Raw genomic sequence first — 16,031 nt, 5'->3', positions numbered from 1 at the left:
TTCAGCCGAAATATCTATGTGGCGGGTCGATTCGTTGCAGTGGTGCAACAGAGAAACGAAGGTCGCCGGAGTGCCACGATGTGAAATCCAGGCCGTTGCCAATCCCATCCTTGCGCACTTGGAGTCCAATTGGGTGATGACACGGTCGATCGATTCCTATATTGCGCTCGCGGACGACGCGTTGCGCACCGTCTTCGCCCATCCGGCCGCGACCCGCGAGACCCCGAGGCCTGCGGCGCTGGACGGCCCCATGAGCGAGGCCCAGCGCCGACAGGCCGGCGCGCTGATGCGGGTCAATCACGTGGGGGAGGTGTGCGCGCAGGCGCTCTATGCCGCGCAGGCAGTGACGACACGGGATCCCGCCCTGCGGGAGCATTTCCTGGAAGCCTCCCGCGAGGAGACGGACCACCTGGCCTGGACGCGCTTGCGCCTGAAGGAACTCGGCTCCAGCCCCTCCTTGCTGAACCCGCTGTGGTACGCGGGCGCCTTCGGGCTGGGTCTCGTAGCCGGGCGCCTGGGCGACCCCTTGAGCCTGGGTTTCGTCGCCGAGACCGAGCGACAGGTGGAAGCCCACCTGGACAGCCACCTGGACCGGTTGCCGCCGCCGGATCATTCTTCCCGGGCGATCGTCGAGCAAATGAAGCTGGACGAGGCCCGCCATGCGGCCGACGCGGTGCATGCCGGCGCTGCCGAATTACCCCCGCCGGCCAAGGCGCTGATGCGCATGGCCGCACGGGTGATGACCACCGTCGCCCATCGCATCTAGCCGGCAATGAAGACGATCAGGCTTCGATCAGCTCGTAACTTGTCGTGATTTCGGCCGTCTTGGCCAACATGATGGTCGCCGAGCAATAGGTTTCGTGGCTCAGCTGAATGGCCCGCTCCACGGCCGGGGCCGGCACGCCCTTGCCCGCGACTGTGAAGTGAAGGTGGATCTTGGTGAAGACCTTCGGATCCTTTTCCGCCCGTTCGCTGGTCACCTTGACACTGCAGCGCTCCACTTGATGACGGCCGCGCTTGAGGATCAGGACCACGTCATAGGCCGTGCACCCGCCGGCGCCTGCCAGCACGGTTTCCATCGGACGCGGCGCCAGGTTGCGGCCACCGTTTTCAGGACGCGCCGGATCCGGGGCGCCGTCCATGACCAGCACGTGCCCGCTACCCGTTTCCGCCACGAAGCCCATGGGCGAATTGGTTCCTGCTGCGCCGGTCCAGCTGACAGTGCATTCCATGTCTTGAAAACTTCCGTTGAACACGGGCGCTTCACATTCGCGCAAAGGCCCGAAAAAGGTGATGGATGTGGCAAAAAGATCGAGAGGCTTGTTGCATTGCAACAAGGTAGGGGTATACTTTATTTCATCGCACGTTTGGACGTGCACCAGTTGTCTCCTCCACCCTCCCAATTGGTGGATTTAGCCCCGAGTCGCAAGACTCGGGGCTTTTTTCTTTGCAGCGCATCCCTGCCAGGTCGTGCACTGGCGCGCTCGTATCATGGCGCTCTGCCATCATGAACACCTCCAAGAAGACCACCGCGTCCGCACCCGCCCCTGGTGCCGCCGACCTCACGCCCGCCGACTACCTGAAGAAGATCCTCACCGCACGCGTCTACGACGTGGCGGTCGAATCGCCGCTGGAGCCGGCACGCGCCCTGAGTGCCCGCCTGGGCAACACGGTGCTGCTCAAGCGCGAGGACCAGCAGCCGGTGTTCAGCTTCAAGCTGCGCGGCGCCTTCAACAAGATGGCCCACCTCTCGCAGGAGCAACTGGATCGCGGCGTGATCTGCGCCTCGGCCGGCAACCACGCCCAGGGCGTGGCGCTGAGCGCACGCAAGCTGGGCGTGCGGGCGGTCGTGGTGATGCCGGTGACCACGCCACAACTCAAGGTCGATGCGGTGCGCGCGCTGGGGGGCGAAGTCCACCTGCACGGCGAAAGCTATTCCGACGCCTACGGACACGCGGTCGAACTCGAGCAGCAGCACGGCCTGACCTTCGTGCACCCCTTCGACGACCCGGACGTCATCGCCGGCCAGGGCACCATCGCCATGGAGATCCTGCGCCAGCACCAGGGTCCGCTCGATGCGGTCTTCGTCGCCATCGGCGGCGGTGGCCTCATCTCGGGCGTGGCCAACTACATCAAGGCGCTGCGCCCCGAGATCCGCGTGATCGGCGTCCAGATGAACGACTCGGACGCGATGATGCAGTCGGTCGCCGCGCACGAGCGGGTCTCGCTGCCCGATGTCGGCCTGTTCTCCGACGGCACCGCCGTCAAGCTGGTGGGCGCCGAAACCTTCCGTGTCGCCAGCAAGCTCGTGGACGAGTTCGTCTCGGTGGACACCGACGCGGTCTGCGCGGCCATCAAGGACGTGTTCATCGACACGCGCAGCATCGTGGAGCCGGCCGGCGCGCTGGCGGTGGCGGCCATCAAGCAGTACGTGGAAGAGCGCGGCACGCGCGGCGAGACCTATGCGGCCATCCTGTGCGGCGCCAACATGAACTTCGACCGGCTGCGCTTCGTGGCCGAGCGTGCCGAGGTGGGCGAGGAGCGCGAAGCGCTGTTCGCCGTGACCATCCCCGAGGAGCGCGGCAGCTTCCGGCGCTTCTGCGAGCTCGTCGGCCGCCTGCCGGGCGCCTCTCGCAACGTCACCGAGTTCAACTACCGCATCAGCGACGCGCAAAAGGCGCACGTGTTCGTCGGCCTGACGACGAGCACCCGCGGCGAATCCAGGACCATCGCGGACACCTTCGGTTCGCACGGCTTTGCCGCGCTCGACCTGACGCACGACGAACTCGCCAAGGAGCATCTGCGGCACCTGGTGGGCGGGCGCACGGGCCTGGCCCACGACGAGCGGCTGCTGCGCTTCGTGTTCCCCGAACGTCCAGGCGCGCTGCTCAAGTTCCTGAGCCTGCTCAAGCCCAACTGGAACATCAGCCTCTTCCACTACCGCAACCAGGGCGCCGACTACGGCCGCATCCTGGTGGGGGTGCAGGTGCCCGCGGCGGACGACCAGGCTTTCGGCGCCTTCCTCCAAACCCTGGGCTATCCGTACGTGGAAGAGACGGCCAACCCGGCCTATCGCCTCTTCCTGCAGGCCTGAAGAGAGGCCGGCGAGCCGCGCTTCAGCGCGGCGCCGTCACCGGCGCGAAGCGCGGGCTGCCGCCGGCGGCTGCGGCGCGCTGCGATGCGGTCATGACACCGGTCGCGGACGCCGGCTTGGGCATCTGAATGGTCAGCAGGGTCGGGGTGTCGGGGCCGGCGCCCAGCCGGGCCGCACGCACGTCCACCGACTGCAGCACGTAGCCGTCGCCCACCTGCTGGCCCACGCGGTACGGCCGCGGCGGCTTGCCGTCCACCGCCACCAGGGCAGCGCCACGCTGGTCGCCATCGGCAATCACGCCCATCAGCACGAAGCGATTGCCGGCGTCGGGCGTCAGGGTTGCCTGGACCGTGGTGGCACCGAAGGCCTTGGCCACTTCCGCCGGGTCCACCGCCACGGGCGGCGCGACCAGCGCCGGGGGCGCGGCCGACTCGGGCGGCGCCGCCAGGCGGAGGCCCCAGAAGATCACGCTGGCAGCGGCCAGCGCCCACACGACGGTGGTCCCCAGGGCCGCGGGCCAGCGCGGCGAAGTGTCAAGAATTGCTGACATGAGGCGGGATTATGATTCAGCGAACCGGCCTGCCGAACGAACGGCGGCGCCATTTCCTCGTTCCCTCCTCCCCCACCCCATGAAGCGATTTGCCACCCGTTCGCGTCAACACCTGCAGCGCGCCTTCACCCTGATCGAACTGATGGTGGTGCTGGTGATCATCGGCGTGCTGGCCGCGCTGATCGTGCCCAACGTGATCGAGCGCGCCGACGATGCCCGCGTCACCGCGGCCCGCACCGACGTCAACAACCTCATGCAGGCGCTCAAGCTCTACCGCCTGGACAACCAGCGCTACCCCACCTCGGAGCAAGGCCTGCAGGCACTGCTCACGCGGCCCACCACGGGCCCGGCCGCTCCCAACTGGAAGCCTTACGTCGAGAAGCTGCCCAAGGACCCCTGGGGCCAGCCCTACCAGTACCTCAACCCCGGCGTGAAGGGCGAGATCGACGTGTTTTCGTTCGGCGCGGACGGCCAGCCGGGCGGTGAAGGCAAGAATGCCGACGTCGGCAGCTGGCAATAAGCGAGGGTTGCAGCAGCATTTCCTGCGCGGCCGCCGTGCCGCGCGCGCCCCCGGCTTCACGCTGGTCGAACTGCTGGTGGTGCTCGCCATCATCGGCATGGCGATGGCCGGCGTGAGCTTCGCCATCCGCGACACGGGCCAGGCGGTGCTGGACCGCGAGGCCGAGCGCCTGGCGGCCCTGTTCGAATCGGCACGCGCCCAGTCGCGGGCCAGCGGGGTGCCGGTGCGCTGGCACCTCAGCGAGCAAGGCGGATTCGTCTTCGACGGCACCGACCCGGGGGCGTTGCCCACGCAATGGATGGCCGCCGGCATCCACGTGCAGGGCATGGTGGCCAACGGCGTGCAGGTGAACGCCATCCAGCTGGGGCCCGAGCCCATCATCGCCGCGCAGCAGGTCGCCATTGCCGCCGAGAGCGTGCCCGGGCGCAGCCTGCTGGTCTCCACCGACGGCCTGCGCCCCTTCGCCGTGAGCACGCCATGAGGCGCCGGCCGGGCCGCGCGCGCGGCTTCACGCTGATCGAGGTGCTGGTCGCGCTGGGCATCGTGGCCATTGCGCTGGCAGCGGGCACACAGGCCACGACGGCGCTGGTGCGCAATTCGCAGCGCGAGACCGACCTGCTGCTGGGCCAGATCTGCGCCGAGAACGAACTGATCAAGGCCCGCCTGGCGCGCCAGATGCCGCCCGTGGGCGACGCGGGCATGGTCTGCGTGCAGGCCAACATCTCCTTCAACGTCACGGTCTCGACCACGGCCACGCTCAACCCCAACTTCCGGCGCGTGGACGTGCAGGTGCGCACTCTAGAAGAGGCGCCCATCCTGCGCCTGTCGACCGTGGTGGGGCGCTACTGATGCGCAGCGCCCGTCACGCCCAAGCCGCCTCTCGCGGCTTCACGCTGATCGAGTTGCTGGTGGCGATCGCCATCCTGGCCGTGCTGGCGGTGGTCAGCTGGCGCGGCATCGACGGCATGGCACGCGCGCAGGAGCAGATGCGCGACCGGGCCGACGCGGTGCTGACGCTGCAAAGCGCGCTGGCCCAATGGAACAGCGACCTGGACAACGCGGTCTCGATGCAGCCCACCCGCGCCATCGACTGGACCGGCCGCTCGCTGCGGCTGACGCGCAAGAGCACCGCCGGGGACCTCCCCTCGATCACGGTGGTGGCCTGGACCTTGCGCACCGGCGCGGACGGCGTCATCCGCTGGTACCGCTGGCAATCGCCGCCCTTGTTCCTGCGCTCGGACTGGCAGCAGGCCTGGCAGCAGGCGGCCGCGTGGGCGGGCGACGGCGGTGGCGGCTCCAGCGCACCGGGCGGCGCGAGCCAGGCGGGCAGCGAGGTCGTGCTGATGCCGGTCACCAATTGGCAGTTGCTGTACTTCCGCAACGACCTGTGGACCCCCGCGGTGCCGGCCGAAGCACTGGGTGCCAACGAGTCGCTGCCGGCCGGCGTGCGCCTGCTGCTGGATCTGGCGCCCGGCCCGGCGCTGTCGGGGACGCTGTCCATCGACTGGGTGCGCCCCACCCTCACGCAGGCCAAGTCATGAGGCGCCGGATGTCTTCCATCCCTGGCCGCGGTGAACGCGGCGCGGCACTGCTGGCGGCGATGCTCACCGTCACGCTGGTCGCCACGCTGGCGGCGGCGGCGATGTGGCGGCAGTGGCGCTCGGTCGAGGTCGAGGCCGCAGAGCGCACCCGCGTGCAATCCGAGTGGGTACTGGCCGGTGCGCTCGACTGGGCCCGGCTGATCCTGCGCGAAGACAGCCGCGCCGGCGGCGCCGACCACCTCGCCGAGCCATGGGCGATTCCGCTGGAGGAAGCGCGCCTGACCACCTTCCTGGCGGCCGAGAAGAACATTGCCTCCGATGCCATCGAGGGCCTGCCCGATGCCTTCATGTCGGGGCGCATCGTCGATGCCCAGTCCAAGCTCAACGTGAGCAACCTGGTGGTGGGCGGCAAACAAGTGGAGACGGCCGTGGCCTCCTTCACCAAGTTGTTCCAGCTGCTCAACCTGCCTGGGCAGGAGGTGGCCCTGCTCATGGCCAACCTGCAGCGTGCCGGGGCGGGGCTGACACCGGCTGCGGCGCCCGGCACGGGCACGGGCACGGGCACCGGGACGGGCGGGACGACGACCGGCGGCGCCTCCTCCGGCAGTGGCTCCGGCACCGGCACCGGCACCGGCGCCAGCGACGGCGACGCCACGGGCAGCGAAAGCAGCAATGCCCCGTTCATGCCGCAGCAGGTGTCGCAACTGGTGTGGCTGGGCCTGTCGCCGCAGACGGTGGCGGCACTCGAACCCTACGTCGTCATCCTCCCTGTGCCCACCACGGTCAACATCAACACCGCCAGCGCAGAAGTGCTGGCGGCCGCCGTTCCTTCGCTGGACCTGGCCAGCGCCAAGCGACTGGTGCTGCAACGCACTGCCCGCTTCTTCCCCACCCTGGACGAGGCCAAGCGCTTCATCCCGGAGAGCAACGCCTCACTGGATCTGACACAGCTCAATGTCAGCACGAGCTACTTCGAAGTGATCGCTCGCCTGCGGCTGGACCGCATCTGGGTGCAGGAGCATTCGCTGCTCAAGCGCGACGGCGCCCAGCTCACGATCGTGTGGCGCGACCGTGGCGTCGGCGCCACGCCTCCCCCCAACAAACCCTGAGTCGGGGCTCCCTGGTCATACAAGGCTGACATAGTTGCGCGAGAACCCTGACGGTAGCTACCGAACTAGCTATCAATTCTGTAGCGTGTTGCATACGCGCCACCTACAATGGCCGGCCCTGTCGCCGTCTCCAAATGCCCCTGCTGATTGTCTCGCCCCCGTTCAATCCGGCCGCAGCCGCTGCCGGGGCTGAATACGGCTGGGTGCGAGCCAGCGAAGACGGCATCGCCGTGGCCGAACACGGCAGCGCGCCGCTGGCGCTGCTGCCCTCGGGCAACGAAGTCACCCTGCTGGTGCCGGGCACCGCGCTTTCCTGGCACAGCCTGACGCTGCCGCCCGGCAGCCAGAGCAGCGGCGCACGCCTGCGCTCCGTACTCGAAGGCTTGCTGGAAGAGCGCCTGCTCGACGATACCGACACCGTGCATTTCGCGCTGGAGCCCGGCGCCAAGGCCGGCGAGCCGATCTGGGTGGCGGTGTGCAACCGCCCCGCGCTGCGCGATGCCGTGCAGGCGCTGGAAAACAGCGGCCGCCGCGTGACGCGCATCGTGCCCGAGTTCGCACCCCAGCCCGACGGCGCACCAGCCCTGCTCTATGTCACCGGCGAGTCGCAGGCGCCACTGGTCACCACCTGCGATGCCAACGGCGTGCTCACCCTGCCGCTGAATCCGTCCAACCTCGCGGCTGCCGTGCATGCGCCCATCGACACCATCGTGGCCAGCGGCGAACCCGCGGTGGCGGCGCAGGCCGAGCAGCTGCTGGGCGTGCGCCTGCCACTCCTGCAGCAAGCCGAGCGCTGGCTGCAGGCCGCGCGCGGCCCCTGGGACCTGGCGCAGTTCGACCTGGCCAGCAGCCACCGCGTTCGCGCCGGCAAGAAGCTGGCCTCCTGGTGGCAGGAACTGCGTCACGAGCCGCGCTGGCGCGCAGCCCGCTGGGGCGCCGTGGTGCTGGTGCTGGCCCAGCTGATCGGCCTGAATGCCTGGGCCTGGAAGGAGCGCCGCAGCCTGGAAGCCAAGCGCACCGCCGTGCAGTCCATCCTCACCCAGACCTTCCCATCGGTGAAGCTGGTGGTCGACGCGCCGGTGCAGATGCAGCGCGAGGTGGCTGCGCTCCAGCAGTCGACCGGCGGCGTCGCGCGGCTGGACCTGGAGCCCATGCTGGGCGCGTTGGGTGGCGTGCTGCCGCCCGGACGCATTCCGAGCGCCATCGACTACAGCGCCGGCCAGTTGCGCCTGCGCGGGTTGAACCTGTCGGCCGAGGAACTCTCCCGCGTGTCCGGCCAGCTCGCGCCGCGCGGCTACCAGGCCCGTGGCGAGGGCGACCTGCTCCTGGTACAGGCGGAGACCGCGCGATGAGAGAACAACTCGCCCAACTGCGCGCCCGCTGGGCCGCTCTCGACGCACGCGAGCGACGCCTTGTCGGCATCGCCGCCGCCCTCATCGGCGTGGCGCTGCTGTGGTGGATCGCCTTTGCGCCGGCCATCAAGACCCTGCGCGATGCGCCCGCCGAACACGCCAGGCTCGACGCGCAGCTGCAGCAGATGACCACGCTGCAGGCGCAGGCCAAGGCGCTGCAGTCGCAGCCGCGCGCCAACCGCGACGAATCCATGAAGGCGCTGGAAGCCAGCGTCAAGTCGAGCCTGGGCCCCACGGCGCAGATCCAGCAGCAAGGCGGTGGCGAGGCGGTCAATGTCGTCGTCCGCGCCGTGCCGGCCGAAGCACTGGCCCAGTGGCTCGCCCAGGCGCGCGGCAACGCCCGCGCCGTGCCGCGCGAAGTGCACCTCACCCGCGCCGGCGCTGCCGCACCCGGCGGCGGTCCCGCGCCTTCCAACCCGGCTGCCGCCGCGAACGACGGCAGCAAGGCCAACTGGGATGGCACGCTCGGCATGACCCTGCCGGCTGCACGCTGAGCGCCACTGCCATGGTCACGCGCAGCTCCCACTTCCGCCCCGGTGCCGCCGTCCCCCGCGGGCGCGGCTGGCGCTGGGCGCTGCTGGGCGGCCTGCTGGGTGCGGCCATTACCTTCACGCTCTACGCGCCCGCGCGCTGGCTGGCCTCGGTGCTGCGCGATCAATCGGCCGGGCGGCTTCTGCTCGTCAACCCGCGCGGCACGGTCTGGAACGGAAACGCCGGCGTGGTGTTCGCCAGCGGCGCTGGCGGTGCCGATGCCATCTCGCTGCCTGGCTCGCTGAACTGGAAGCTGCGCCCCTCCTGGAGCGGCATCCGCGCCGCGCTCGACCTGAGCTGCTGCACGAAGCAGCCGCTGGGCGTGCAGGCGCGCCCCGGCGTGCAGGGCCTGCAGGTGCGCGTGGAAGACGGGCAATCGCGCTGGCCTGCCGCGCTGCTGGCCGGCTTCGGCGCCCCTTTCAATACGCTCAAGCCCGATGGCGTGCTGGACCTCAGCACGCAGGGGCTGGAGCTTCGCGTGGACCGGCAGCAGCAACTGGCCTTCCAGGGCCGGGCCACGCTGGACGCCACCGACATCTCCTCCAGCCTGTCGACGCTCAAGCCGATGGGCAGCTACCGCGTCGTGCTCGAGGGCGGCAGTGCGCCCAGCCTGCTGCTGACCACGCGCGAAGGCGCCCTGCGCCTGTCGGGCAGCGGCCGCTGGACCGGCACCCGCCTGCGCTTCTCCGGCGAGGCCAGTGCGGCGCCGGGGCGCGAGGATGCGCTGTCGAATCTCTTGAACATCATCGGGCGGCGCGACGGCGCGCGCTCGATCATCAACCTGGGTTGACCCATGAAGCCTCCATCGACCACGCCACAGCGCTTTCGCATCGGTGCACTCGCACTGGCCGCCGCGCAAGTGATCCTGGCGGTCACCGCCGGCCTGGCGGTGGCGCCCGTGCCGGCGCAACAGCAGAACAACAACGCCGGCGCGCCGACCCCGGGCGAGCCCATCACGCTGAACTTCACCAACGCCGAGATCGAATCGGTGGCCCGCACCATGGCGGTGGTGACCGGCCGTGACGTGGTGGTGGACCCGCGCGTGAAAGGCACCATCAACCTGGTGACCGACCGCCCGGTGCCGCCGGGTTCGGCCTTCAACCAGTTCGCTGCCGCGCTGCGCCTGCAGGGCTTTGCCATCGTCGAGTCGGAAGGCCTGTACAAGATCGTGCCCGAGGCCGATGCCAAGCTGCAGACCAACACCGTCACCACCTCGGTGGGCGCGGCCCAGCGCGTGGCCGGCAACCAGATCGTCACGCAGGTCTTCAAGCTCAACTACGAATCGGCGAACAACCTGCTGCCGGTGCTGCGCCCGCTCATCGCACCCAACAACACGATCAACGTGAACCCCGGCAACAACACGCTGGTGGTTACCGACTATGCGGAGAACATGCGCCGCCTGGGCCGCATCATCGCGGCGCTGGACGTGCCCAATGCCTCGGACGTGGAAGTGATCCAGCTGCGCCACTCCATCGCCACCGACCTGGTGCCGCTGGTACAGCGCCTGGTGGACGGCAGCGGCGGCAGCACCGGCGCGCCAGGCCAGCCTGCCGTGGCGGCCGCGCCCGGCGGCCAGGGAGACGCTTCGTTCCGCACCACGCTGCTGGCCGAGCCGCGCAGCAACGCGATCATCATGCGCGCGGCCAATCCGGCGCGTGCGCAGCTGGTGCGCACGCTGATCGAGAAGCTCGACAAGGCGCCGGTGGACAACGGCAACGGTGCGGCGGGCAACATCTACGTGGTCTACCTGAAGAACGCCGATGCCGTGCGCCTGGCCGCCAGCCTGCGCGCCGCCATCGCGGCCGATCCGCGCTCGCAGGGCACCGGCCTGACGGGTGCCGCGGGCGGGACGGGCGGCGCCTCGGGCGGCCTGTCGTCCAGCCAGCCGGTCGCTGCCCAGCAGGCCGGCACCTTCGGCATGCAGGGCGGCTCCAGCAGCCCGCAGTCCACGGCGCCGCTGAACAACGCCAACCAACCTTCCACCGGCGGCCAGGTGCAGGCCGACCCGTCGACCAACTCGCTGATCATCACGGCCTCCGAGCCGCAGTACCGGCAGCTGCGCGCGGTGATCGACCGGCTGGACAGCAAGCGGGCTCAGGTGATGGTCGAGGCGCTCATCGCCGAGGTCAACGCCGACAAGGCGGCCCAGTTCGGCGTGCAGTGGCAGGGCCTGCTGGGCGGCAACAACAACCGCTACATCGGCAACAGCTCGAACGTCCTGGCGAACATCCTGAACATTGCCGTTCCCGGAAGCGGCGCGGCCGGCGTGCCGCCACCCACGGGCCTGAACCTCGCCAGTTCCGTGACCATCGCCGGCCAGACCGTGCTGGGCTTCCTGGCCAACTTCCTGGAGAGCAACGCCGACGGCAACATCCTGGCCACGCCCAACCTGCTGACGCTGGACAACGAGGAAGCCAAGATCGTGGTGGGCCAGAACCTGCCCTTCGTCACCGGCCAGTACACCAACACCGGCAGCTCTACCAACACGGTCAACCCCTTCCAGACCATCGAGCGCAAGGACGTGGGCCTGACCCTGCGCGTGCGCCCGACCATCAACGAGGACAACACGGTCCGGCTGCAGGTGTTCCAGGAGGTGTCGACCGTCGTGCCGACCACCCTGAACAACATCAACGGCCCGACGACGAACAAGCGTTCGATCGAGTCGAACGTGGTGGTCGACAACGGCAACCTCATCGCGCTGGGCGGCCTGCTGCAGGACGAGTACGGCAACTCGACCGACAAGGTGCCGCTGGCCGGCGACGTGCCGGTGCTGGGCTACCTGTTCCGCAACGACTCGCGCACCCGCAAGAAGATCAACCTGATGGTGTTCCTGCGGCCGGTGGTGGTGCGCGACAACTTCACCAGCGACGTCCTGACCTTCGACCGCTACGACGCCATGCGCTCGAGCCTGTCGCGCGTGCAGCCGGAGTCGAACATCTTCCTGGGCAACGTGCCGGCGGCTTCGCAGATTCCTCCGCTGGCGGCTCCCCAGGCGCCGGCCGGCGCGGTGCCCGCCCCCCTCTCGCTCACGCCGCCCGCCAGCAGGTCCACGCCCGTGCAAGGCACGCGCCTGATTCCGCCGGAACCCCTGGCGCCGCTGAACCCGCCGCCGCCCAGCACGCTGCGCGGCACGCTGCCGCCGACGGCCGACCCGGCAAGCCAGCGCGAGCTGCCCTGAGTCGCAGAGCAGGTCCATGCGCTATCCCCTGCCCTACGCCTTTGCCCGCAGCCAGCAGCTGCTGCTGGAGCAGGCCGACGACGACACGCTGACCCTGTGGATGCCGCCCTCGCCGGCCAAGGGCGCGCTCGGCGAGGTGATGCGCAAGTACAAGGTCAGCGCCTTCGAGCCGCTGCCCGGGCCCGAGCTGGCACAGCGCATCAGCGCTGCCTACGCCCAGGGCGAGTCGAATGCGGCCGCCGTGGTGAGCGAGGTGCAGAGCGACGCCGACCTCTCGCGCATGATGCAGGAGCTGCCCGCGGTGGAAGACCTGCTGGAATCGGCCGGCGACGCGCCCATCATCCGCATGCTCAATGCGCTGCTGACGCAGGCCGCGCGCGACGGCGCCTCCGACATCCACATCGAGCCCTACGAGCGCACGTCGTCGGTGCGCTTTCGCATCGACGGCACACTGCGCGAGGTGGTGCAGCCCAACCGCGCACTGCATGCGGCCCTGATCTCGCGCCTGAAGATCATGGCCGACCTGGACATCGCCGAAAAGCGCCTGCCGCAGGACGGCCGCATCTCGCTGCGCATCGGCACGCGCGCGGTGGACGTGCGCGTCTCCACCCTGCCCAGCGCGCACGGCGAGCGCGCGGTGCTGCGCCTCTTGGATAAGAACGAGAGCCGGCTCACGCTGGAAGCCGTGGGCATGCAGGGCGACACGCTGGCGCGCTTCGAGCAGCTCATCGGCCAGCCGCACGGCATCATCCTGGTGACCGGCCCCACCGGCTCGGGCAAGAGCACGACTCTCTATGCAGCGCTGCAGCGCATGGACGCCGCGCGCAACAACATCATGACGGTGGAAGACCCGGTCGAGTACGAGCTCGCCGGCGTCGGCCAGACGCAGGTCAACGCCAAGATCGACCTCACCTTCGCCAAGGCCCTGCGCGCCATCCTGCGCCAGGACCCGGACGTGATCATGATCGGCGAGATCCGCGACTTCGAGACCGCGCAGATCGCCATCCAGGCCTCGCTCACCGGCCACCTGGTGCTGGCCACGCTGCACACCAACGATTCCGTCAGCGCGGTCACCCGCCTGACCGACATGGGCGTGGAGCCCTTCCTGCTCAGCTCCTCGCTGCTGGGCGTGCTGGCCCAGCGACTGGTGCGCAAGCTGTGCCCGGTGTGCCACGGCAGCGGCTGCGACCACTGCGGCACCACCGGCTACCAGGGCCGCACCGGCATCTTCGAGCTGCTGGTGTGCGACGACGCGGTGCAGGCGCTCATCCACTCGCGGGCGCCGGAAAGCCAGCTCTTCGTGGCGGCAGAAAAGGCCGGCCTGCGCTCGATGCGGGAGGACGGGGAGCGGCTGGTGCAGGAAGGCATCACCTCGCGCGCCGAACTGCTTCGCGTCACGCGCGACTGAGCGGGCAGAGGCCCGACAGTCGAAAAAAAGGAGGCCCGAGGGCCTCCTTTGCACTTGTGTGACAGCAAGTTGATTTCAGTCGATCACCACTGGAAGGCCGCACCCACGCCCGCAGTCGTGCCGGCGGATGACAGGCCGGCGCCGGCCTTGACCTTCACGCGCTCGTTGACGCGCACGCTCACCCCGATCGCCGTGGCGCCATAGCCCTGGTAGGAGCTCGCGCCGATGCCGATCGCGATGGTCTTGCCCATGTCCACGTCCGGAATCATGGTCAGCGCCGTGGCCGCGGCCACGCCGGAGTAGGCCTTGCGGTTGGTGTCGCCCATCGCGTTCTGCAGCTGGTTCACGCGCTGGTCGGTGTAGTTGTTGGCCGACTGCAGCCCGCTGTTCAAGGTGCGCTGGTTGACCGCATCGGTGTCGATCACCGGGTCGGCCACGTTGGCGATCACGCGTTCGTTGCCGGCCGAGCCCACCGACACCGTGTTGGGACGGTCAGCCACGGAGTTGGCACCGACGGCCGCGCTGTTGCTGGCCTGCACGGTGGCGCCGTTGCCGACGGCCACGCCGTTGGTGGCGGGCTTGACGGTGGCCGGGCCCGGGCTGCTGCCACCGCTGGTGGCGGCGGTGTCCGTGGCCAGCGCCGTGGTGGCGGCGTTCACCTGTCCCAGCTGCTGCTGCATGGCGTAGATCTGGCCGCCGTTGACCGCGTCGGTGCTGCCCTGGCCGATGCTGCCGTTGGCCACGCCGGTGACCACGCGGCTGCCGTCGGTGCCGCTCACGTTGACCGTGGTGCCGCCCGTGTTGGCGCCTACGCTGATGGTGTTGGAGCCCGGTGCCTGCTGCACCATGCCAAGGCCGGCGTTGTTGATCTGGTTGCTGATGTTGGTGACGGAGTTGGTGATGTTGCTCACTCGTCCGTCCAGGTTGCTCACCGCAGCGCCCACGTTGTTGACCGTCGTGCCGCCCACCGAGTAGCTGGGCGGAATCAGAGCGCCATTCGGCCCCACGCCGGCGCCACCGCCGAGGGCCATGGCCATCGAGTTGGCCGTGGCGAAGAGCTGGCTGCCGTTGATGGCATCCACGCTGGTGGCGCTGATGCTGCCTGCGGCCACGCCGGTCAGCACGCGGTTGCCGGCCGTGCCGGCGAAGTTCACGACCGAACCATCCGTGCTCTGGCCCACGGTGATGTTGCGCGAGGCCGCATCCTGCTGGACCAGGCCCGCCGTGCCGTTGGTTAGGTTGTTGATCGCCGTCGTGTTGGCCGCGATGCCGCTGGTGTTCTGCGTCACGCGACCGTCGAGGTTGCTCACCGCGCCGGCCACCGAGTTGACCGTGGTACCGCCCACCGAGTAGCTGGGCGCGCTGACGCTGCCGTCCGGGTTCACCCCGGCGCCGCCGCCCAGGGCCGAGGCCACCGAGCTGGCCGTGCCGTGGAGCTGGCTGCCGTTGACGGCGTCGGCACTGGTCGCCGACACCGTGCCGGCGGCCACGCCGGTCAGCACGCGGCTGCCTGCCGTGCCCGTGAAGTCGACCCGCGAGCCGCCGGTGGCCGCCGCCACGGTGACGTCGACAGCGGGGCCGCTCTGCTGCACCAGGCCGGTCGTGCCGTTGCTGATGGCGGTGCTCAGGTTGCCGATGGCCGTGGTGTTGCCGGCGATATCGCTGGTGTTCTGGACGATGTTGCCCGTGTTGGCAGTGGTGCGTCCGTCCAGGTTGGTCACGGCTGCGCCCACGTTGTTGACCGTGGTGCCGCCCACGGCGTAGCTGGGTGCGGTGACGGCACCGTTCACCACCGTCGAGCCGGCGCCCAGGGCCGAAGCCGTCGAGCTGGCCGTGCCGAACAGCTGGCTGCCGTTGACCGCGTCCACGCTGGTGGCGGACACGGCGCCGGCTGCCACGCCGGTCAGCACGCGGTTGCCGGCGGTACCGGCAAGGCTCACCTGCGTGCCGTCGGTGGCGGCACCCACGGTGATGTTGCGGCTCGCCGGGTCCTGCTGCACCAGCCCGGTCGTGCCGTTGCCGATGGCGGTGCTCAGGCTGTTGATGCTCGACGTGTTCTGCGCGATGTCGCTGCTGTTCTGCGTCGTGCGTCCGTCCACGTTGGACACCGCCGCCCCCACGTTGTTGACCGTCGTGCCACCCACCGCGTAGCTGGGCGCGCTCAGCGTGCCGTTGGGCTGGACGGCGGCGCCGCCACCCAGGGCCGAGGCCACGGAAGCGGCTGTGCCCTGGAGCTGGCTTCCGTTGATCGCGTCGACGCTGGTGGCGGAGACCACACCGGCGGCCACACCCGTCAGCACGCGGTTGCCCGCCGTGCCGGCGATGTTCACCAGCGTGCCGTCGGTCGCCGAGCCCACCGTGATGTTGCGCGTCGTGGCGTCCTGCTGCACCAGGCCGGCCGTGCCGTTCGCCAGGTTGCTGATGGCGCTGGTGTTGCCCGCGATGTCGCTGGTGTTCTGGGCGATGTTCGTGGAATTGGTGGTGGTGCGGCCGTCGATGTTGCTGACGGCAGCCCCAATGCTGTTCACCGTGCTTCCGCCCACGCTGTAGCTGGGGGCGCTGACGGTGCCGTCGGGCTGCACCGCCGATCCGCCACCCAGGGCGCTGGCGACGGAAGCCGCGCTGCCTTGAAGCTGGCTGCCGTTGATCGCATCGACGCTGGTCGCCGAGACCGCGCCCGCCGCCACG

15 protein-coding genes are annotated in these 16,031 nt (G+C 69.7%); 12 read left to right on the top strand and 3 right to left on the bottom strand.

Annotated features, from left to right (window positions below):
• Nucleotides 1-136: 136 nt before the first annotated feature.
• Nucleotides 137-766, top strand: a complete 630-nt coding sequence (gene coq7, locus BM345_RS05880; RefSeq protein ID WP_093377306.1) for a 2-polyprenyl-3-methyl-6-methoxy-1,4-benzoquinone monooxygenase — start codon at nt 137-139, stop codon at nt 764-766.
• Between the two features lie 16 nt (nt 767-782).
• Here the strand turns inward: coq7 and BM345_RS05875 are convergent, their stop codons facing one another.
• Nucleotides 783-1,232, bottom strand: coding sequence for an OsmC family protein (locus BM345_RS05875; protein ID WP_093376566.1), 450 nt, complete (start codon nt 1,230-1,232; stop codon nt 783-785).
• A 275-nt stretch (nt 1,233-1,507) separates the two neighbouring features.
• Here BM345_RS05875 and ilvA point away from each other — a divergent pair, with 275 nt between their 5' ends.
• Nucleotides 1,508-3,094, top strand: coding sequence for a threonine ammonia-lyase, biosynthetic (gene ilvA / locus BM345_RS05870; RefSeq protein WP_093376564.1), 1,587 nt, complete (start codon nt 1,508-1,510; stop codon nt 3,092-3,094).
• Nucleotides 3,095-3,116: 22 nt separating this feature from the next.
• Here ilvA and BM345_RS05865 read toward each other — a convergent pair whose 3' ends face one another.
• Complete coding sequence (locus tag BM345_RS05865; protein ID WP_175544918.1) at nt 3,117-3,644, bottom strand: general secretion pathway protein C; 528 nt, start codon at nt 3,642-3,644, stop codon at nt 3,117-3,119.
• A gap of 79 nt (nt 3,645-3,723) precedes the next feature.
• Between BM345_RS05865 and gspG the strand changes: the two genes are divergently transcribed.
• From gspG to BM345_RS05815, 10 genes are all read left to right on the top strand, one after another.
• Nucleotides 3,724-4,164, top strand: a complete 441-nt coding sequence (gene gspG, locus BM345_RS05860) for a type II secretion system major pseudopilin GspG (protein WP_093376562.1) — start codon at nt 3,724-3,726, stop codon at nt 4,162-4,164.
• The gene (locus BM345_RS05855; RefSeq protein WP_093376560.1) at nt 4,139-4,645 is read left to right on the top strand and encodes a pilus assembly FimT family protein; all 507 of its coding nucleotides are present in this window, start codon (nt 4,139-4,141) and stop codon (nt 4,643-4,645) included. The genes gspG and BM345_RS05855 overlap by 26 nt, the downstream gene beginning before the upstream one ends.
• On the top strand, nt 4,642-5,013 hold the full coding sequence (gspI, locus tag BM345_RS05850; RefSeq protein ID WP_093376557.1) for a type II secretion system minor pseudopilin GspI: 372 nt from the start codon (nt 4,642-4,644) through the stop codon (nt 5,011-5,013). Before BM345_RS05855 ends, gspI begins: the two co-directional genes overlap by 4 nt.
• Nucleotides 5,013-5,705, top strand: coding sequence for a PulJ/GspJ family protein (locus tag BM345_RS05845; protein WP_093376553.1), 693 nt, complete (start codon nt 5,013-5,015; stop codon nt 5,703-5,705). Before gspI ends, BM345_RS05845 begins: the two co-directional genes overlap by 1 nt.
• Before the next feature lie 8 nt (nt 5,706-5,713).
• On the top strand, nt 5,714-6,814 hold the full coding sequence (gspK, locus tag BM345_RS05840) for a type II secretion system minor pseudopilin GspK (RefSeq protein ID WP_093376549.1): 1,101 nt from the start codon (nt 5,714-5,716) through the stop codon (nt 6,812-6,814).
• Between the two features lie 134 nt (nt 6,815-6,948).
• Nucleotides 6,949-8,166 (top strand): type II secretion system protein GspL, encoded by a 1,218-nt coding sequence (gene gspL / locus BM345_RS05835; RefSeq protein ID WP_093376547.1) that lies wholly within the window; start codon nt 6,949-6,951, stop codon nt 8,164-8,166.
• Nucleotides 8,163-8,720 carry a type II secretion system protein GspM gene (gene gspM / locus BM345_RS05830; RefSeq protein ID WP_093376544.1) on the top strand — a complete coding sequence of 186 codons (558 nt, stop codon included), beginning with the start codon at nt 8,163-8,165 and terminating at the stop codon, nt 8,718-8,720. The genes gspL and gspM overlap by 4 nt, the downstream gene beginning before the upstream one ends.
• Before the next feature lie 11 nt (nt 8,721-8,731).
• Entirely contained in the window at nt 8,732-9,547 is an 816-nt protein-coding gene (gene gspN / locus BM345_RS05825) for a type II secretion system protein N (protein WP_093376539.1), read from the top strand.
• A 3-nt stretch (nt 9,548-9,550) separates the two neighbouring features.
• Nucleotides 9,551-11,935 (top strand): type II secretion system secretin GspD, encoded by a 2,385-nt coding sequence (gene gspD / locus BM345_RS05820; protein WP_093376535.1) that lies wholly within the window; start codon nt 9,551-9,553, stop codon nt 11,933-11,935.
• A gap of 16 nt (nt 11,936-11,951) precedes the next feature.
• Complete coding sequence (locus BM345_RS05815) at nt 11,952-13,343, top strand: GspE/PulE family protein (protein ID WP_093376533.1); 1,392 nt, start codon at nt 11,952-11,954, stop codon at nt 13,341-13,343.
• An 83-nt stretch (nt 13,344-13,426) separates the two neighbouring features.
• Here BM345_RS05815 and BM345_RS05810 read toward each other — a convergent pair whose 3' ends face one another.
• On the bottom strand, nt 13,427-16,030 hold the full coding sequence (locus BM345_RS05810) for a YadA family autotransporter adhesin (protein ID WP_254789634.1): 2,604 nt from the start codon (nt 16,028-16,030) through the stop codon (nt 13,427-13,429).
• Between the last annotated feature and the right edge of the window lies 1 nt (nt 16,031).

This window comes from Variovorax sp. OV329, assembly GCF_900114785.1.
Classification (GTDB): domain Bacteria; phylum Pseudomonadota; class Gammaproteobacteria; order Burkholderiales; family Burkholderiaceae_C; genus Variovorax.
This window is presented reverse-complemented; position numbering and strand designations above follow the sequence as displayed.

What these genes read in the sequence shown, in the direction of transcription:
- coq7 (WP_093377306.1), top strand. Translation starts at nt 137, where the DNA reads ATGACACGGTCGATCGATTCCTATATTGCGCTCGCGGACGACGCGTTG.
- BM345_RS05875 (WP_093376566.1), bottom strand. Translation starts at nt 1,232, where the DNA reads ATGGAATGCACTGTCAGCTGGACCGGCGCAGCAGGAACCAATTCGCCC.
- ilvA (WP_093376564.1), top strand. Translation starts at nt 1,508, where the DNA reads ATGAACACCTCCAAGAAGACCACCGCGTCCGCACCCGCCCCTGGTGCC.
- BM345_RS05865 (WP_175544918.1), bottom strand. Translation starts at nt 3,644, where the DNA reads ATGTCAGCAATTCTTGACACTTCGCCGCGCTGGCCCGCGGCCCTGGGG.
- gspG (WP_093376562.1), top strand. Translation starts at nt 3,724, where the DNA reads ATGAAGCGATTTGCCACCCGTTCGCGTCAACACCTGCAGCGCGCCTTC.
- BM345_RS05855 (WP_093376560.1), top strand. Translation starts at nt 4,139, where the DNA reads ATGCCGACGTCGGCAGCTGGCAATAAGCGAGGGTTGCAGCAGCATTTC.
- gspI (WP_093376557.1), top strand. Translation starts at nt 4,642, where the DNA reads ATGAGGCGCCGGCCGGGCCGCGCGCGCGGCTTCACGCTGATCGAGGTG.
- BM345_RS05845 (WP_093376553.1), top strand. Translation starts at nt 5,013, where the DNA reads ATGCGCAGCGCCCGTCACGCCCAAGCCGCCTCTCGCGGCTTCACGCTG.
- gspK (WP_093376549.1), top strand. Translation starts at nt 5,714, where the DNA reads ATGTCTTCCATCCCTGGCCGCGGTGAACGCGGCGCGGCACTGCTGGCG.
- gspL (WP_093376547.1), top strand. Translation starts at nt 6,949, where the DNA reads ATGCCCCTGCTGATTGTCTCGCCCCCGTTCAATCCGGCCGCAGCCGCT.
- gspM (WP_093376544.1), top strand. Translation starts at nt 8,163, where the DNA reads ATGAGAGAACAACTCGCCCAACTGCGCGCCCGCTGGGCCGCTCTCGAC.
- gspN (WP_093376539.1), top strand. Translation starts at nt 8,732, where the DNA reads ATGGTCACGCGCAGCTCCCACTTCCGCCCCGGTGCCGCCGTCCCCCGC.
- gspD (WP_093376535.1), top strand. Translation starts at nt 9,551, where the DNA reads ATGAAGCCTCCATCGACCACGCCACAGCGCTTTCGCATCGGTGCACTC.
- BM345_RS05815 (WP_093376533.1), top strand. Translation starts at nt 11,952, where the DNA reads ATGCGCTATCCCCTGCCCTACGCCTTTGCCCGCAGCCAGCAGCTGCTG.